The 15,998-nt window shown below is 67.6% G+C and carries 16 protein-coding genes; 6 read left to right on the forward strand and 10 right to left on the reverse strand.

Annotation, left to right across the window (positions count from 1 at the left end; all coding sequences use genetic code 11):
• Window positions 1–6 precede the first annotated feature (6 nt).
• Window positions 7–915: a DUF7351 domain-containing protein gene (locus ACSR87_RS04190; RefSeq protein WP_498529614.1), complete on the reverse strand. Its 909-nt coding sequence runs from the start codon at window positions 913–915 to the stop codon at window positions 7–9.
• A gap of 121 nt (window positions 916–1,036) precedes the next feature.
• Here ACSR87_RS04190 and ACSR87_RS04195 point away from each other — a divergent pair, with 121 nt between their 5' ends.
• Window positions 1,037–1,678: a DUF6149 family protein gene (locus ACSR87_RS04195; protein ID WP_498529615.1), complete on the forward strand. Its 642-nt coding sequence runs from the start codon at window positions 1,037–1,039 to the stop codon at window positions 1,676–1,678.
• Between the two features lie 27 nt (window positions 1,679–1,705).
• On the opposite strand, the gene ACSR87_RS04200 is transcribed toward ACSR87_RS04195, so the two are convergent.
• The 3 genes from ACSR87_RS04200 to ACSR87_RS04210 all read right to left on the reverse strand — a co-directional run bounded on the left by ACSR87_RS04200 (window position 1,706) and on the right by ACSR87_RS04210 (window position 5,307).
• On the reverse strand, window positions 1,706–3,190 hold the full coding sequence (locus ACSR87_RS04200) for an MATE family efflux transporter (RefSeq protein WP_004062618.1): 1,485 nt from the start codon (window positions 3,188–3,190) through the stop codon (window positions 1,706–1,708).
• Window positions 3,187–3,846 carry a TetR/AcrR family transcriptional regulator gene (locus ACSR87_RS04205; RefSeq protein ID WP_498529616.1) on the reverse strand — a complete coding sequence of 220 codons (660 nt, stop codon included), beginning with the start codon at window positions 3,844–3,846 and terminating at the stop codon, window positions 3,187–3,189. The genes ACSR87_RS04200 and ACSR87_RS04205 overlap by 4 nt, the downstream gene beginning before the upstream one ends.
• A 147-nt stretch (window positions 3,847–3,993) precedes the next feature.
• Window positions 3,994–5,307: an NAD(P)/FAD-dependent oxidoreductase gene (locus ACSR87_RS04210; protein WP_498529617.1), complete on the reverse strand. Its 1,314-nt coding sequence runs from the start codon at window positions 5,305–5,307 to the stop codon at window positions 3,994–3,996.
• Between the two features lie 96 nt (window positions 5,308–5,403).
• On the opposite strand from ACSR87_RS04210, the gene ACSR87_RS04215 reads away from it, so the two are divergent.
• The 3 genes from ACSR87_RS04215 to ACSR87_RS04225 all read left to right on the forward strand — a co-directional run bounded on the left by ACSR87_RS04215 (window position 5,404) and on the right by ACSR87_RS04225 (window position 8,843).
• Window positions 5,404–7,269: a histidine kinase N-terminal 7TM domain-containing protein gene (locus ACSR87_RS04215; RefSeq protein ID WP_498529618.1), complete on the forward strand. Its 1,866-nt coding sequence runs from the start codon at window positions 5,404–5,406 to the stop codon at window positions 7,267–7,269.
• Window positions 7,270–7,324: 55 nt separating this feature from the next.
• On the forward strand, window positions 7,325–8,206 hold the full coding sequence (locus tag ACSR87_RS04220) for a homoserine kinase (protein ID WP_498529619.1): 882 nt from the start codon (window positions 7,325–7,327) through the stop codon (window positions 8,204–8,206).
• A gap of 133 nt (window positions 8,207–8,339) precedes the next feature.
• Window positions 8,340–8,843 carry a universal stress protein gene (locus ACSR87_RS04225; protein ID WP_498529620.1) on the forward strand — a complete coding sequence of 168 codons (504 nt, stop codon included), beginning with the start codon at window positions 8,340–8,342 and terminating at the stop codon, window positions 8,841–8,843.
• 78 nt (window positions 8,844–8,921) lie between these two features.
• On the opposite strand, the gene pdxS is transcribed toward ACSR87_RS04225, so the two are convergent.
• On the reverse strand, window positions 8,922–9,830 hold the full coding sequence (gene pdxS / locus ACSR87_RS04230; protein WP_498529621.1) for a pyridoxal 5'-phosphate synthase lyase subunit PdxS: 909 nt from the start codon (window positions 9,828–9,830) through the stop codon (window positions 8,922–8,924).
• 583 nt (window positions 9,831–10,413) lie between these two features.
• Between pdxS and ACSR87_RS04235 the strand changes: the two genes are divergently transcribed.
• Together ACSR87_RS04235 and ACSR87_RS04240 are read left to right on the forward strand one after the other, a co-directional pair.
• Window positions 10,414–11,133, forward strand: coding sequence for a DUF1405 domain-containing protein (locus ACSR87_RS04235; RefSeq protein ID WP_498529622.1), 720 nt, complete (start codon window positions 10,414–10,416; stop codon window positions 11,131–11,133).
• Window positions 11,134–11,202: 69 nt separating this feature from the next.
• Window positions 11,203–12,258 carry a hypothetical protein gene (locus ACSR87_RS04240; protein ID WP_498529623.1) on the forward strand — a complete coding sequence of 352 codons (1,056 nt, stop codon included), beginning with the start codon at window positions 11,203–11,205 and terminating at the stop codon, window positions 12,256–12,258.
• A gap of 54 nt (window positions 12,259–12,312) precedes the next feature.
• Here ACSR87_RS04240 and ACSR87_RS04245 read toward each other — a convergent pair whose 3' ends face one another.
• The 5 genes from ACSR87_RS04245 to ACSR87_RS04265 form a co-directional block, all read right to left on the reverse strand.
• Complete coding sequence (locus ACSR87_RS04245) at window positions 12,313–12,549, reverse strand: DUF4242 domain-containing protein (protein WP_498529624.1); 237 nt, start codon at window positions 12,547–12,549, stop codon at window positions 12,313–12,315.
• A 178-nt stretch (window positions 12,550–12,727) separates the two neighbouring features.
• Entirely contained in the window at window positions 12,728–13,672 is a 945-nt protein-coding gene (locus ACSR87_RS04250; protein WP_498529625.1) for an HFX_2341 family transcriptional regulator, read from the reverse strand.
• Between the two features lie 51 nt (window positions 13,673–13,723).
• Entirely contained in the window at window positions 13,724–14,848 is a 1,125-nt protein-coding gene (locus tag ACSR87_RS04255) for a putative sulfate/molybdate transporter (protein ID WP_498529626.1), read from the reverse strand.
• Between the two features lie 114 nt (window positions 14,849–14,962).
• The gene (locus ACSR87_RS04260) at window positions 14,963–15,346 is read right to left on the reverse strand and encodes a DUF7994 family protein (RefSeq protein WP_498529627.1); all 384 of its coding nucleotides are present in this window, start codon (window positions 15,344–15,346) and stop codon (window positions 14,963–14,965) included.
• An 84-nt stretch (window positions 15,347–15,430) separates the two neighbouring features.
• A complete protein-coding gene (locus ACSR87_RS04265; RefSeq protein ID WP_498529628.1) occupies window positions 15,431–15,997 on the reverse strand; it encodes a cysteine hydrolase family protein in 567 nt (188 codons plus the stop codon).
• Window position 15,998 lies beyond the last annotated feature (1 nt).

The raw sequence follows: 15,998 nt of genomic DNA on the forward strand, positions 1-15,998 counted from the left end.
GCGCACTTATGAAATTCGCTCGACAGGCTCGACCGCGGAGTCGACGACCGACAGGTCGCCGTCGAGTTCGACGACGAGATGCTCGTCGTCCGCGTCGATGCGGACGCGGATGCGCCACGGCTCCTCGGAGACGACGGTGAGCGCCTCGTCTCCGACGACCCACGGGAACCGCCAGAACGGCGTCCCGCACACGTCTCTGCCCCGCGAGGAGAGGAAGCCGAGGACCGTCGACTCGTCGAGCAGCACCAGCCCGACGGGCGAGACGGCTTCGTAGCCGCACTGGGCGCAGCGGTGAGTGACGACCACCTCGAGGTCGAACGGGTCGGCGTCGCGGGACAGCGCGGTGCTCGTCGTTCCGCCGCACTCGGGGCAGACGCCGTCGGCGGCGAGGCAGTGGAGGTGTCGCACGCGCTGGTCGAACGCCGACAGGAGCGCCTCCGACGAGCGGCCTTCGAGACCGCCGGGCGGGAACTCCTCGTGGGCGTGGACCCGAGCGCAGTCGGCACAGGAGATGGTGAGTTTCTCGTCGCCGTAGTCGGCTTCGAGCGAGCCGCCGCAGGCGACACAGGAGCCGGGGGCCGGAAAGGCGGGGAGGACGGGGTCCTCGTTGAACGTCCCCGCGAGCACGGCGCGGACGACCTTCTCGCCGGCGTGCCGGAAGTCGTAGCCGTCGTCGGTCTTGCGGACGAACTGGCCGCGGAGCTTTCCGAGGTGGTAGTTGAACCGCGCGCTGTCGTCGACGCCGACCCGTCGGCGGAGCTCGGAGAAGGTGATGGGGCGGTCGGGTGACTCCCAGAGCGCTTCGAGGATGGTGAGTCGAGTCTCGTCGGCGACGATGCCGAACGCTTCGGCCGGCGAGATGCAGTCGTCGCAGTCGAGGACCGAGTCCTCGCGGGCGGATACGGAGTCGCTCATACCCCTCTCATTCGGGCGAGTCGCATTAAATCACCTCGTCAAATCTCGTTCGGGAGCGTCGCGGGCCGCGACGGGGTCGGTCCGTCTCGCTCGGGGCGAACGCGCCGTCGTCCCCGGAGACGTGGTCTTTACGTGTATTCGACCCGAAGCGAACGACGAAATGAAGATTCGCCAGAACATCCGCCACTTCGCGACGAAAAAGGCGCTCACCATGCCGGTCATCGGCGACATCGCCACCGAGAAGATGGTGGACCTCCACGTTCGCATCTTCAGCGAGCGCGCGGACCCCGACCGCCGAGACGAGCGCGAGGACCACATGGCGGCGTTCTTCGAGTGCACCTTCGACACCTACCTCGCGGCGCTCGACGCCGGCTTCCCCGAGGCCGAGGCCCGCGAGATAACCCACGTCCAGGCCAACTTCGACTTCTACAACCACGGCTGGACCGAGATGATGGAGATTCCGGTCGACGAAATCGAGGCCCACTACGAGCGCTACGAGGAGTTCTTCGAGCGCCACGGCATCGACATCGCGGAGCCGCTCGGCGAGTTCCGCACCATCGATATCCCCGACGCGCCCGCGACGCTGGACAAACTCGACGACCCCGACCACCCCCACGCTGAGGGCGGCTTCGCCGACGACGTGTACGTCGAAGACGACTCGGGCGAGGTCGGAGTCGGCGGGGCCGACGAGCCCGAGGACGTGGACGTGTCGGCCGCGCCGGGGATGCAGGACGTCGACCGCACCGACGAGAGGACCGCTTAAAAGGGACCGCGCGGAGTCGTTTCTCGCTTAGTCGTCGGTCGGCACGGCGGGGCCGACGTCGACGACGCTGTTTTTCCACGTGCCGCGGGTGAACCACGCGAAGGCGAGCAGCGCCACCCCGACGTTCGAGAAGGCGATGCCGTACCAGATGCCGGTCGGGCCCATCGAGAAGAACTCCACGAGGACGAACGCCGCGGGGATGCGAAGCACCCACAGCGAGATGAGCGAGAACACCATCGCCGTCCGGGTCGAGCCGCTGCCGCGGAACCCGCCGTTGACGACGTTGAACGCCCCGAGGAACAGGAACGTCGGGCCGATGATTCGCAGGTAGTCCACGCCGATGGCGATGACCGCCGGCTCGCCGGGGATGAACACCGCGACGATGGGTTCGGCGAACAGGTAGGCGGCGGCGGAGACGAACACCAGCGCGGTGACGATGATGCCGACGCCCCAGAACACGGCGTGTTCGGCGCGCTCGGCCTGGTCAGCGCCGAGGTTCTGGCCGACGACCGTCGAGGTCCCCTGCGCGAGGCCGATTGCCGGCAGGAACACCAGCGAGTTGAGGCGGTTGCCGATACCGAACGCGGCGACCGCGGTCTCGGTGCTGGCTCCGCCGGCGTTGACCGCGGCGTAGGCGACGAGCGCCGTGAGGGCGGTCACGCCGAGCGCGCGGGTCGACTGTTCGATGCTCGACGGCGCGCCGATGCGGACGATGCGCTCGACCATCTCGCGCTCCGGAATCAGGTCGCGCGGGGAGAGGCTGATGCCGACCCGGCCCGACAGCAGGAGCCAGAAGCCGACGAGCGCGCCGACGCCGCGGGAGAACACCGTGGCGATGGCCGCGCCCTGCACGCCGAAGCCGGTGAAGCCGGTCGCGGCGAACAGCGACTGTCCGAGGCTTTCGAGCCCGAGGAGGCCGAATATCGGGTTCGCGTTGAACCCGAGGATGAGAAACGGGTCGAGAAAGACGTTGATGACGACGCCGAGCCCCATCAGGTACATCGGCGTCTTGGTGTCGCCCCACCCGCGGAGCAGCGCCTGGAAGATGAAGAAGCCGAACATGAACGCGACGCCGAGGAAGATGGTGCGCGTGTACTCGACCGCCAACTGGTGGACTTCGGTGCCGGGCGTCGTCCCGATGAGCGGGAGCAGTATCGGCGTCAACAGATAGCCGATGACCGCGAACCCGGCCGAAAGCAGGATGACGAACCCGAGGGTCTGGCCGGCGGCGTGGTCGACTTCGTCGTGGTTGCCCGCGCCCTTGTTCTGGGCGACGAGGACCGTCCCGGCGACGGTGAACCCGCCGCCGAACGAAATCATGAGGAAGACGAGCGGCCACGAAAACGACAGCGCCGAGACGGCCTCGGAGCCGACGCGCCCGACCCAGAAGGTGTCGGCGAGGTTGTACGCGACCTGCATAATCTGCGAGAAGACGAGCGGGAGCGACAGCACCAACATCGGCTTGACGAGGTCGCCGTCGACGAGGTTGACGTCCTTGGCCTTCGCGCTCATTCGTCACCTCCCTCGCGAACGAGGTTCTCGACGACGAACTCGTCGAGCGCGGCGCGGACCTCGGTCGGCGCGTCGAAGGCGGACTGACTCGCCGTCTCGGTTCCCGAGGGGTCGGTCACGGCGACGCGCTGGAGGCGCGCGCCGTCGAGCGCGGCGAAGAGGAGCGACGCCGTTCGGTCGGCGTCGACCTCGCGGAAATCCCCCTTCTCGACGCCCTCGCGGATGATGTCGGCGAGGCGGCGGCGGATGACCGCCTCGTTGCGGGCGACCCGCTCGCGGTAGGGCTCGACGTAGGGGGCCTGCGTCCGCAGTTCGTTGAGGGCCAGTCCGAAGCGGTCGTAGTCGCCGTCGTAGTCGCCGTCCGGGACCATCTTATCGAGGAGGACCCGGAGCCGCGTCTCGGGGGCGTCGCCCTCCGTCGCGGCGACCCGCTCCTCGAAGCGGGCGAACAGGTAGTCGAGAAAGGCGACGAGCAGTTCCTGTTTCGTCCCGTAGTGGTAGTGGAGGAGGGACTTGCTCTTTCCGGCCTCGTCTGCGATTCGTTGCATCGTCAGGTCCGCGTAGCCGTGGGCGCACAGCGCCCGGTAGGTCGCGGCCATCAGTTCCTCGTGGACCTCGTCGGGGACCGACTGGTCCGGCGTTTCGTCTGCACTCACTAACTGACTAGTCAGTCAGCAGCTTAAAAAGCAGTTGCGAACGGGAAACGGATTGCCGGTAAGCGTGCGACTAAGCGGCACGAGACACCGTCGCACGTCACGGCGACAAACCGCGCTGAAACGGCTTCGAAAACGGCGCTGTGACGGCTACTGGCTGCGGTCGATGCGGTCTGCGACCTCGTAGCCAGCGACGATACCGCCGTTCAGCGACCGCTCGGGGTACTGCGCCTCCGACGCCATCCCCGCGTAGTAGACGCCCTCGGCCACGTCGTCGCCGAGGTCGTACGGGACCACGAGGTCGAGATAGCCGCGTTCGTACACCGGGCCGGCGCGGGGGTTACGGGCGATTTTGAACTCCTCGACCGCCGACCGGTCGAAGTTGGGGAACATCTCCTCGATTTCGTCGAACCACGCGTCTTCGACCTCCTCGTCGCTCATCTGCCAGAGCTCTTCGTGCGGTCCCTGCACGTAGCTCGCGACGTACAGCAGGTGGTCGCCGCCGTAGCGCTCTTTCGGCACGAAGTTCGTGTGCTCGATGAGCGACCCGAACGGCGCGTCGTGGGCGATGTTGAGCCAGTAGGTGTCCATCAGCGACTCCGACATGGTCGCCAGCCCGCAGACCGCCCCTTGGAAGTCGATGTCGCAGGGGAAGCCCGTGAGCTCTTCGAGCACGTTCGGCATCGTCGCCACGACGACCGACTCGACCTCGTGGGTCTCGGTCCCGTCGTCCGTCTCGACGGTCAGCGTCGAGACCGCCTCGCCGTCGGTGTCGAGTTCCGTCACGCGCGCGCCGGTCTCGATGTGCTCGCGGCCGACCGCCTCGACCAGCGCGTCGATGAAGGGCGCGAAGCCGCCGTCGAAGTAGCCGAGTTTCTCGCCGCGCAGTAGGTCGCGCTCGCCGCGGAAGCGCACGCGCCCGAGGAACCACGACGCCGACACGTCGTGTTTGCGCTCACCGAACTTACCGTCCAAAAGCGGGTCGACGAAGTTGTCGTAGACGCCGCGGGTCGTGTGCTCGACGACGAACTCCTCGATTGGGGTGTGTTCGTACTCCGCGAGTTCCTCGTAAGCGTCGAAGTCGGGGATACCCCCGCGCACGTCGACGCCGAGAGTGAGCATGCCGAGGCGGAACTTGTCGTAGAGGCTCATGTGGGGGTACGCGGCGATCTGCCACGCGGTGTCCAGCGGGTGGACGACGCCGTCGACGTAGTAGGCGTTCTTGCCGATGCGCCACTCCAAGTCGTCTTCGAGGCCGAGTTCCGCGGCGAGTTCGACGATGGTTTCTTCGGACTTCGAGAGGTGGTGGTAGAACTTCTCGATGTCGTCGCCGTTCGTCTCGTAGGTCGCTGCGAGGCCGCCGAGGGAGTCGGCCGCCTCGAAGACTCGAACGTCGTGACCCCGGTTCTGGAGTCGGTACGCCGCGGCGAGGCCCGCGATGCCGCCGCCGACGATGCCTATCATGCCCCGAGGTTCGGCGTGGGGTGGAAAGTCCTTTCTGATTGGCCGGTTCCGGGGCCGACGGTGGGTGTTTTAACCCTTGTCGATAGAAAGCGGGGCATGCACGGCGCTCCGTACTGGCAAACGACGCCGTACACGATTCCCATCGGAATCGGTGCGCTCCTCTTTGTCGTCCTCGCCGCCTACCTCTTCCGCCGCCGGACGGAGCGCCGCCTCGTGCCCGGCGCGACCCTCGGCGCGCTCCTGTTGGTCGCGTCCGGGCTCTGGATGGGGACGTACGCGCTCGAACTCTCCGTGACCGACTTCTCGACGAAGGTGCTGTTGAACCAGCTCGGCTACGTCGGCATCGCGCCGCTGCCCCTCCTGTGGTTCGCGTACGTGACGCGCCACGCCGGCGTGGACCTGCGCTCGCGGGTCGCGTGGGCCGCACTCGGGTCCGTGCCGGTCGCCGTCGTCGCGCTCGTGCTGACGAACCCGTGGCACGGGCTCATCTGGACCGACCTCTGGGTCGACGCCGACCACGGCTACGCCGTCCTCGTCAACGAACACGGCGTCGCGTTCGACGGCTTCATCGCCTACGCCTACGCGCTCATCCTGCTCGGGTGCGGCGTCCTCGGTCGAACGCTCCTGCGGGCCGACGGCATCTACCGGAAGCAGACGCTCGCGCTCCTCGGCGGCGGTCTGGTCCCGGCCGTCGGCGGCGTCGTCTGCGTCGCCGGACTGAGTCCGGTCCCCGGTCTCGACCTCCCCGTGTTGGCCTTCTCCGTCACCTCGGCCGCCGTCGCGTGGAGCGTCTTCCACCACCGGCTGTTCACGCTCGTCCCCGTCGCGTGGGAATCGGCCGTCGAGTCGATGCACGACGCCGCGCTCGTCCTCGACGGCGCGGGGCGCGTCATCGACGTCAACCCCGCGGGCGAGCGGTTCCTCTCGCTCCCCCTCTCGGACGCTTACGGGCAGTCCGTCGCGCGCGTCCTCCCCACGGAACTGGTCGACGCGTTGGGCGGCGTTCCGACCGCTGGGTCGGAGGCGGAGGCGACCGTCGCGACGGAGGACGGCGAGCGCACCCTCCTCGTCGAGACGACGCCGCTGGGCGACGAGTCCGACATGTCGGGGTCGCTCGTGCTCGTCCGCGACGTGACCGAACAGGTCGAACGCGAGCGACGACTCGAACGCCAGAACGAGCGGCTCGACGAGTTCGCGTCGGTCGTCTCCCACGACCTGCGGAACCCGCTTACCGTCGCCCGCGGCTATCTCGAACTGGCGGCCGAGACCGGCGACGAGGAGTACTTCGAGCGAATCGAGAACGCCCACGACCGGATGGAGACCATCATCGAGGACCTCCTCACGCTGGCGCGGCAGGGCGAGACGCTCACGAACGTGACGCCGGTCGCCCTCCGAACCGTCGCACAGGAGGCGTGGGACGGCACCGTCGTCGGCGACGCGACCCTCGACGTTCGGGTCGACCGGACCATCGCCGCCGACCGCGGCCGCCTCCGACAACTGCTCGAAAACCTGTTTCGGAACGCTGTCGAACACGGTTCTCCGGGCAACCAGACTGCGTCTGGTGACGCTGTCGAACACGGTTCCACGGGCAGTCGGATTCCATCCGACGACGCTGTAGAACACGGTTCTACAGGCAACCGGACTGTGTCCGGTGACGCCGTCGAGCACGGCTCCGACGGCGGCTCGCTCACCGTCGTCGTCGCGGGAGTCGACGGCGGCTTCTCCGTGGCAGACGACGGCTCCGGCATCTCCGAGGCGGAGCGCGCCGACGTGTTCGAGCGGGGGTACACGACCCACGAAAACGGAACGGGCTTCGGCCTGCCCATCGTCAAGACGGTCGCGGACGCCCACGGCTGGTCGGTCGAACTCACCGAGTCGGACGCCGGCGGCGCGCGGTTCGAGTTCACCGGCGTCGAGACCGAACCCGAGCCCGCGAACGCGGAACAGTCGACAAACGACTGAGGGGTCGGTTGCGACGTTCGCCACATTTTTATCTGCGATAAGGCAACAGCGGGGCATGGTTACGGTCCGCGCACCCGCCACGAGCGCCAACCTCGGAAGTGGGTTCGATGTCTTCGGCGTGGCTCTCGACCGCCCCGCCGACATCGTGCACGTCGAACGGGCGGACCGGACGACAATCGAAGTGACCGGCGTCGGCAGCCAGTACATCCCGACCGACCCCGACCGGAACGTCGTCGGCGCGGTCGCGGAGGCGCTCGACGCCCCCGCGCACATCCGCATCGACAAGGGCGTCCGCCCGTCGTCCGGCCTCGGGTCGTCGGCGGCGAGCTCGGCCGCCGCCGCGGTCGCGCTGAACGAGCTGTACGACCGCGGCCTCTCCCGGGAGGAACTCGTCCCCGTCGCCGCCGAGGGCGAGGCCGTCGTCTCCGGCGAGGCCCACGCCGACAACGTCGCGCCCGCGCTCCTCGGCGGCTTCACCGTCGCGACCGACGAGGGCGTCACGACCGTCGACGCCGACATCCCGCTCGTCGCCTGCCTCCCCGAAATCGCCGTCTCGACCCGCGACGCCCGCCGCGTCGTCCCGAGCGACGCCAGCATCGAGGACATGGTCCACACGGTCGGCCGGGCGGCGACCCTCGCGGTCGGGATGTGCCGCCGCGACGCCGACCTCGTCGGCGCGGGGATGGACGACCGCGTCGTCACGCCCGCGCGGGCGGAACTCATCAACGGCTACCACGAAGTCCGCGAGGCCGCCCTCGACGCGGGCGCGTCCGGCGTCACCGTCTCCGGTGCCGGCCCGTCTGTCCTCGGCGTCTGCCAAGCCGCCGACCGCACCCGCGTCGCCGGGGCGATGCTCGAAGCATTCGACGAGGCGGACGTGGCCGCCCGCGCCTACAAGACGCGGGTCGGTCGCGGGGCCGAAGTATTCGAATCCTGAGTGGTACAGAGAGAACCACTCGCACACTCGTATCTCGCTTTTTCTCGCGTATGAGTCATTGTAACGCGTTGTCGCGGCCGGTGGTAACACGATTCCGAGAAGGCTTTTCTCAGTATCACGATATATGTGAATCATGGAACGAGTACTCGTCGTCGTCTCCCCCGAAGAACGGTCGCAGCGAATCCTCCGCGAGGCAGGCGAACTCGCCGCCGGCAGCGGCGCGGAACTCGTCGTCCTCACGGTTCTCCCGGACGAGGAGTTCGAGCGGACCCGCTCGGCGCTCGCCAGCGTCGGCTCCTCGGACGTCGTCTACGGCATCGACCAGGCTATCGAGTCGGCCACCCGCCGCGCCAAGCGCGTCGCCCGCGAGGCGTTCGAGGGGCTGGACCTCGACTACCGCATCGTCGCGGACATCGGCCCCGAGGCCGACACCATCTTAGAGACGGCCCGCTGGGAAGGCTGTGACCACCTCTTTATCGCCGGTCGCCGCCGCTCGCCCGCCGGAAAGCTCATCTCCCGGGACATGACGCAGTCGGTCATGCTCAACTTCGACGGCCCGGTCACCGTCCTCCTCGGCGAGGGGTCGTCCGACGACGCGAAGGGGAACGAAACGGGGAAGTCGGGACTCCTCGCCTGAAGCGGACGGCGTACCGAGACAAAGTCGAATCGAAAACCGAGACGGTGAGTCAATCGGCGGCCGTCGGATATCGCCGCGTTAGACGCCGCGGCCCTGAAGTTTGTCCTCGTCGGCCATGCCGACGTTCGCCTCGCCCTTCATGCCCTTGCCGATGCCGGCGGCGATGTCGGCGAGCGTGTCCGGGTCGTCCCAGTTGTTGACGGCCTCGACGATGGCCTCGCCCATCTGTTCGGGGTCCTCCGCGCCGAAGATGCCGGAGCCGACGAAGATGCCGTCGCACTCGTGGTACATCATGAGCGCGGCGTCCGCGGGCGTGGCGATGCCGCCGGCCGCGAAGTTGACGACCGGCAGGCGGCCCATCTCGGCCGTCTCGTGGACGAGTTCGGCGGGCGCTTCGTGCTCGCGGGCCCACTTCTCGCGCTCGTCGAAGTTGAGGCCGGTCAGGCTGCGAATCTGGTGTTTGATGGTGCGCTGGTGGGTGACGGCCTGGTTCACGTCGCCCGTGCCGGCCTCACCCTTGGTGCGAATCATCGCCGCGCCCTCGTTGATGCGGCGGAGCGCCTCGGGGAGGTTGCGCGCGCCGCAGACGAACGGCGAGGTGAACTCGCGCTTGTCGATGTGGTAGTCGTTGTCCGCCGGGGTGAGCACCTCGCTTTCGTCTATCATGTCGACGCCGATGGATTCGAGAATCTGCGCCTCGGTGTGGTGGCCGATGCGGGCCTTCCCCATCACCGGGATGGAGACGGCGTCGATAATCTCTTTGACCGTCTCGGGGTCGGCCATCCGGGAGACCCCGCCGCGCTTGCGGATGTCCGCCGGGACGGCTTCGAGCGCCATGACGGCGACCGCGCCGGCTTCCTCCGCGATTTTCGCTTGCTCTGCGTTCACGACGTCCATGATGACGCCGCCCTTCTGCATCTGGGCGAACCCGCGCTTGACGAGTTCGGTCCCGCGCCGAAGCTCCTCCAGGTCGGTCTCCTCTGGCATATCGGTCGCTTGCGACTGGGTTCACTTAAGCGGTCGCTTCCGCCCGCCAACCGTTCGCATTCCGCACAGGTCGTGTTTCGCGCTCGGGTCGAGTTGTGGTGATTCTGTTGAACGGCTCGGTCTTTTGACAGATGTTGCGTGCAACACTCAGAGGCTGTATGCAGCATCCGGAGACCACGTATTCACATGAAAATCCCCAAACTATACCACCACAACGTCGGCACTATATCGCATGCCCTCCCCCGATTCGCAGGCCAGCTGGACAAGTCCGGAATACGTCGCAACCGTTGTTGGTGTCCTCGCTACGGGCGCTCTCGTGTTCTACAGTTCCCTCGTGCAAACCGGCCTGACAGTCGATGAGATTCTGTTTGTCGTCTTGGGAATCACCCTGCCCATGACCATCGCTTACGAGATCGCTCGTCGGTGGACGTGACCGACTCGCGCGCTGTATTCAGCACGGACTCAACAAACCGTCAGCGACTGAGGACTCCAACAGTGCCGCGGGCGTAATCCCCGGCCGCCGACACCGGCCGCAGTCACCGAGACCGGCATCACTTTTGCATCCCCCCGCTTCGGCGTGGGTATGGACGCGGCGACCCGACTGCGCCGACTGCTCGATGACGACGACCTGCCGGCGGGGACCGACCTGCCGCGGTGGCTCGCACCCCTGCCGGAGTGGCTGGAGAACTTCGGTCTCAACGTCGCGTGGCTCGTGGTCGTCATCAACCTCGTCGGGACCGCCTTCGGCTTCTGGTACTACGGCTACCAGTTCAGCATCGAACCGGTCGTGATGTGGCCGCTCGTCCCCGACAGCCCCGTCGCCACGCTGTTTATCGCGCTGTCGCTCGCGCTCTGGAAACTCGGGCGCTCGAACGAGTACGTCAACGCCCTCGCCTTCTTCGGCTGTCTCAAACTCGGGCTGTGGACGCCGTACGTCCTCCTCGCCTTCAAAAGCGACTTCTCGTACCTCCACTGGGCGATGTACAACTTCCTCTTTTGGAGCCACCTCGCCATGGTCGTCGAGGCCTTCCTCATCCAGCGGTACGCCGAGTTCCCGTCTCTCGCCGTCCTCGTCGCGGTCGGCTGGTACGCCCTCAACGACCTCGTGGACTACTTCGTTCCCATCGTGGGCACGCCGCACCACACGCTCATCCCGGCCGAGCCGGTCGTCGACGGCGTCGTCCAGCACGTCTCGCCCGCCCACGAGTACGCCGCGGCGGGCGCGGTCCTCCTGACCGTCGCGGCGACGTTCCTCGCGCTCGCGACGCGTGTCGCCAAGCTCGAACGGGGCGTCATCGACTGACCGGGAACCGACGCGTCGTCGACTGACTCGGACGTAGCCTTTTGCCTCGCCCCGCCCAACCGACACGCCATGAGCCTCTTCGACCGCGTGGCCGACCTGCCGGTGACCGTCGAGTCCGTCTCCCGCGACCGCTTCGAGAGCGACACGTCGAGCGGCTTTCTCCGCAAGACGACGGTGTTCTCGCTCGCCGGCGACGGCGCGGTCGGCCGCGGCGAGGACGTGACCTACGACACGGAAGACCACGACGCTCTCGCGGACGCCCCCGAAGACGCTTTCGACCTCGTCGGGAGCTACGATTCCTTCGCCGCCTTCTCCGCGGCGCTCGACGGCGTGGACCTGTTTCCGACGAAAGCCCCCGAGCGCGAGACGGCCGAACACTACCGGCGCTGGGCGCTCGAATCCGCCGGCCTCGACCTCGCGCTCCGGCAGGCCGACACCGACCTCGCGGACGCCGTCTCTCGCGAGCGCGACCCGCTCCGGTTCGTCGTCAGCACCCGTCTCGGGAACCCGCCGTCGGCCGACCGCGTCGAACTGCTCCTCGACCGCGACCCCGACTGCGAGTTCAAACTCGACCCGACAACTGACTGGGACGATGAGCTTGTGGCGTCGCTCGCCGCCCACGACCGCGTCCGCATCCTCGACCTCAAAGGCTACTACGAGGGGACCGAGGTAGACCAAGAACCAGATTCGGAACTGTACGAGCGCATCCTGTCGGGGTTCCCCGATGCGGTCGTCGAGGACCCGGCGTTCACCGACGAGACGCGCCCGCTGTTCGACGGCCACGAGGGTCGCGTCTCGTGGGACGCCCCGATTACCGGCGTCGAATCCGTCGAGCGCCTCCCGTTCGAGCCGTCGTGGCTGAACGTCAAACCCTCGCGGTTCGGCACGGTCGAGTCGCTGTTCGACACCATCGAGTACGCCGACGAGCGCGGGATGTCGCTGTACGGCGGCGGCCAGTTCGAACTCGACGCGGGCCGCGACCACATCCAACTGCTCGCGTCGGTGTTCTACCCCGACGGCCCGAACGACGTGGCCCCCCGCGAGTACAACCTCCCCGAGCCGCCGGCGGACCTGCCGACGAGCCCGCTCGTACCGTCGGCTGACCCGTCCGGGCTGGAGTTCTGAGAACCGAAAAACAGTCGCTTCAAACGGACGCGCCGAGGGGTGCGCCGGCCGCGCTTACTCGCCTTGCTGGACTTCGAATATCTCGTCGGCGACGAGGCCGTGGGCCTCTTCGTGGACTTTCGCCCCGGCCTCCTTGTTCGGTGCCTCGAAGAGGCAGAAGACTGCGCCGTCCGTCTCGTCGACCCAGTAGTGCTTGTAGTTCACCCCGTACTTGACCTGCGTCTCCAGGTCTGCACGGTGGGCCTCGGCGACGTCTTTCGCACTCCCCTCTACGTTCCGGTGTACGTCCATGTATAGCGGCATGGGTGATAGTGTATAGCACTCCGGAGCTCATAACCGTTCTTCGATAGTTACCAGAATATTCTGATATAACCGTCACGCCCCGAGCCAGCTTGGAGTATCGCCGGTTCGAACCTCACAAAACCGCCATCAGATAGCCGTCAGATGCCTACTATCGTCGCCGCCGACCTCACTCCTCGCTCGTCCGGAACTCGTCGCTGTCGGCGTGGGCGCGGACCCACAGTTCACCGATGCGGGAGAGGCGCGTCCGGTAGGACTTCCCGCGTTCTTCCTGTTCGATGTAGCCCTTGCCGCCGGGGCCGAGGCGGTCGACGTTGTAGATGACCTTCGACCGGAAGGAGTCGGTGTACTCCTCGTTCATCTCGCGGGCGAGCGCCTCCGCGAGTTCGGAGACCGAGCCGAACTCGCCGTGTTCACCGAGTTTGAACAGGATGACCTCCTCGAACGGCTTGACGTTGGAGAAGGAAGCCACCGGGAGTTCGACGATGTGGCGGCCGTCTATCTGCTTCGCGCCGATGGTCGTCCCGCGCTCGTCGAACTCCGACAGCAGGTCGGAGGTGGCGTCGAGCCGCTCGCGGATGCGGTCGGCGTCGATTTCGCCGGAGTCGAGGAGGTCCTGGAGAAGGGCGCGCTCGGTCCGCAACTCCTCTGCGAGTTCGGTTTCGAGGTACTTCTCTGGGGCCGTGTAGTACGTGTGGATGCGCTCGCGGTCGGCCTGTCGCTCGACCATGATGGAGTGAGCGGCGGTGGCGAACGCGAAGGAGACCGGCCGGGGCATCGCGCTCACGTTGACCCACACCTCGCCGGGTTCGTCGTCGTCGCCGCGGAGTTCGTCGTCGGCGTCGAGTTCGGCGTTGATGAGGTCGTACGCCTGCTCGAACGCCGCGTCGTAGTCGTACACGTCGTCGACGATGACGCGTTCGGTCTCCGCGCCGAGGAGGTTCTCGAAGTCCTTTTCGAGCTTTCCCGAGAGGTTCCGCGAGTACTCGACGTTCGCCTCGCTCCCGACGGCCCCTTCGAGGAGGATGACGCGGTCCACGTCCAACTGATCGCGGATGAGCGGCGCGATGAGTCGGTCGTAGTCGAAGCCGACGGGAACGATGTGCGTCTGCATACGTGGTACGTGGGCGGGGTTGGTTATGAATCCGACCAACTGACCCGACCGTCACGCACCGTCCCACACCGCTCTACCCCACCGCTCCCACGCCAGCCACGCGACCACGCCGCCGACGAACGCGACGCCCAGATTCACCGCGACGCCGACGACGCCGATGGCGACCACGAGGGGGTAGCCGTCCGCGCGGGACAGACTGGTCAGACTCGTCCGCGCCAGTTGCAGGCCGATAATCGCGAGGATGACGCCGAGCATGGCGACCGGGTAGGCGGCGACCACGTCCGCGGCGAACAGGGCGACGACGACGTAGCCGACGCCGAGAATCACGTTCGCGCCGGCGGTCCGCGCGCCGAAGGCGTACTTGCCGGCGACGCCGCCGCTGCCGTGGCACATCGGAAAGCCGCCGAGAGGGACCGCAAGAAGGTTCATCGCGCCCATGCTGGTGGCGAGTTCGTCGGCCGAAACGTCGCGGTCGAAGTAGTCCGCGAGCAGGACCGACGTGGCGAGCGCGGCGTTGCCGACGGTCATCGCCAACTGGGCGACCGCGGCCTCAGCGACGGCAAACGAGAGGTTGTCGAGCGAGAACAAACCGGCGTCGCGGACCGACGGGACGGCGAGCGACAGGTGGCCCACGTCGGAAAAAGCGACCGCGCCGCCGACCGCGAGGACCGCGAGCGCGCTCACGTTCGAGCGTCTGGTGAGGAGGGCGACGGCGGCGACGGCGACCGCGAGGCCGGCGAGCGGGAGGTCGCCCGCGCCGAGTTCGAGGCCGGTCGAGAGGAGGACGAGCGCGACGCCGAACTGGACGCCGCGGACGACCGGTGCGCCGATGTAGCGACTCACGCGCCCGAGCGAGCGCGTGCGACCGATGGCGAGGAGAACGACGCCGAGGCCGAACCCGGCGAGGAGCGCTTCGCCGGTCGTGACCGTCTCCGCGAGGACGAGCGCGGCCAGCGCCTTCATCGGCTCGACCGACAGCGGGGCCGCGTAGTACAGCCCCCAGACGACCTGAAACACGCCGAACCAAACGAGCACGACCGCCAGCGAAAGGTCCGTCAGGCGGGCGACGGCGACGACGATGGGGAGGACCGTAACCGAATCCCCTACCGCGCCGGTGAACTCGTGCCACTCGAAGTCCACCGCGAGTTCGTCGCCGTACGGGAAGGAAACGCCCATCGAGATGGGGATTCCGCGTCGACGGGGAAATGTATTTGCGTAATCGCCAGCCCGAACTGTCGTCGGTGGAAGAAACCGAATTGAGTTACGCGCATCCGCGGTCGAATCCTGTGCTCACTCGAACGTCGAGAGGTCGAAGTGGACGCCGCCGCGGAGGTAGTCGACGCCCATGAACAGCAGCACGGGAGCGAACAGGAGCGCGGACAGTCCACCGAAGAGGGCGTCGCCGCGGGCGTCGAGGACGGACGAGAGGCCGTCCACGAGTATGGCCATCCCGAAGCAGACGTAGCCCGCGCCCGCGACGACGTGCCATCCGAGGGTCGTCGACCCGAGAGCGACCGATTCGCGGAGTCCCGAGACGACCAATAGCACGCCGGCGGCCACGAACAGCGCGAACTGGGCGAACGAAAGTGGGTTCGCGAGCACGCCGAGAAGCGCGAGGCCGACCGCGATGAGGAGGTCGAACACCCCGACGACGGCGAGGAATCGACGGTCCATGTGCGTCGCTCTCGGCGCGGAGATGTAAAACTAGCCACAGCTCTGCGGCCGACCGGCGGCAAACCCGCCGGAGCCGCCGACCACTCACCGCGTCGTCGACAGGTCGGTCGAATCGACGACTGTCGCGAACTCCCGGTTCAGGTGCGCCAGCGCGGTGCGGTGCATCTCGTCGGCCGAAAAGCGCTCGCCGTCGTGGCCCTCGCGGTCGAACGTCGCGGTCGCGTCCGCGGGGAGGTACACGTCGAAGCCGAGGTTCTCGGCCATCCGGATCGTCGTCGAGACGCAGTGGTCTGTTGTGAGGCCGCAGACGACGAGCGTCGCGTGGTCGCGCTCGCGGAGCCACGCTTCGAGGTCGGTGCCGATGAAGCCGCTGTTGACGCGCTTCGTGAACACCGGTTCGCCGTCGGCGGGTTCGGCCTCGGGCTTCCACGCGAACCCCTCGCCGTCGCTCCGGAGCGGCGAGTCGGGTTCGGCGGAGTCGTGGCGGACGTGGACCACCGGGCGGTCGGCCGCGCGCCACGACGCCAGCAGGTCGGCGACGCGCGCCTCCATCTCGGGGTTGTTGCGGTCGCCCCACGCGGGGTCGTCGAAGCCGACCTGCATGTCGATGCAGACGAGGACGGCGTCGTCGGGGAGGTCGGCGGCGGTCATC

The sequence above is a fragment of the Haloferax sp. SDI50 genome, from assembly GCF_059802635.1.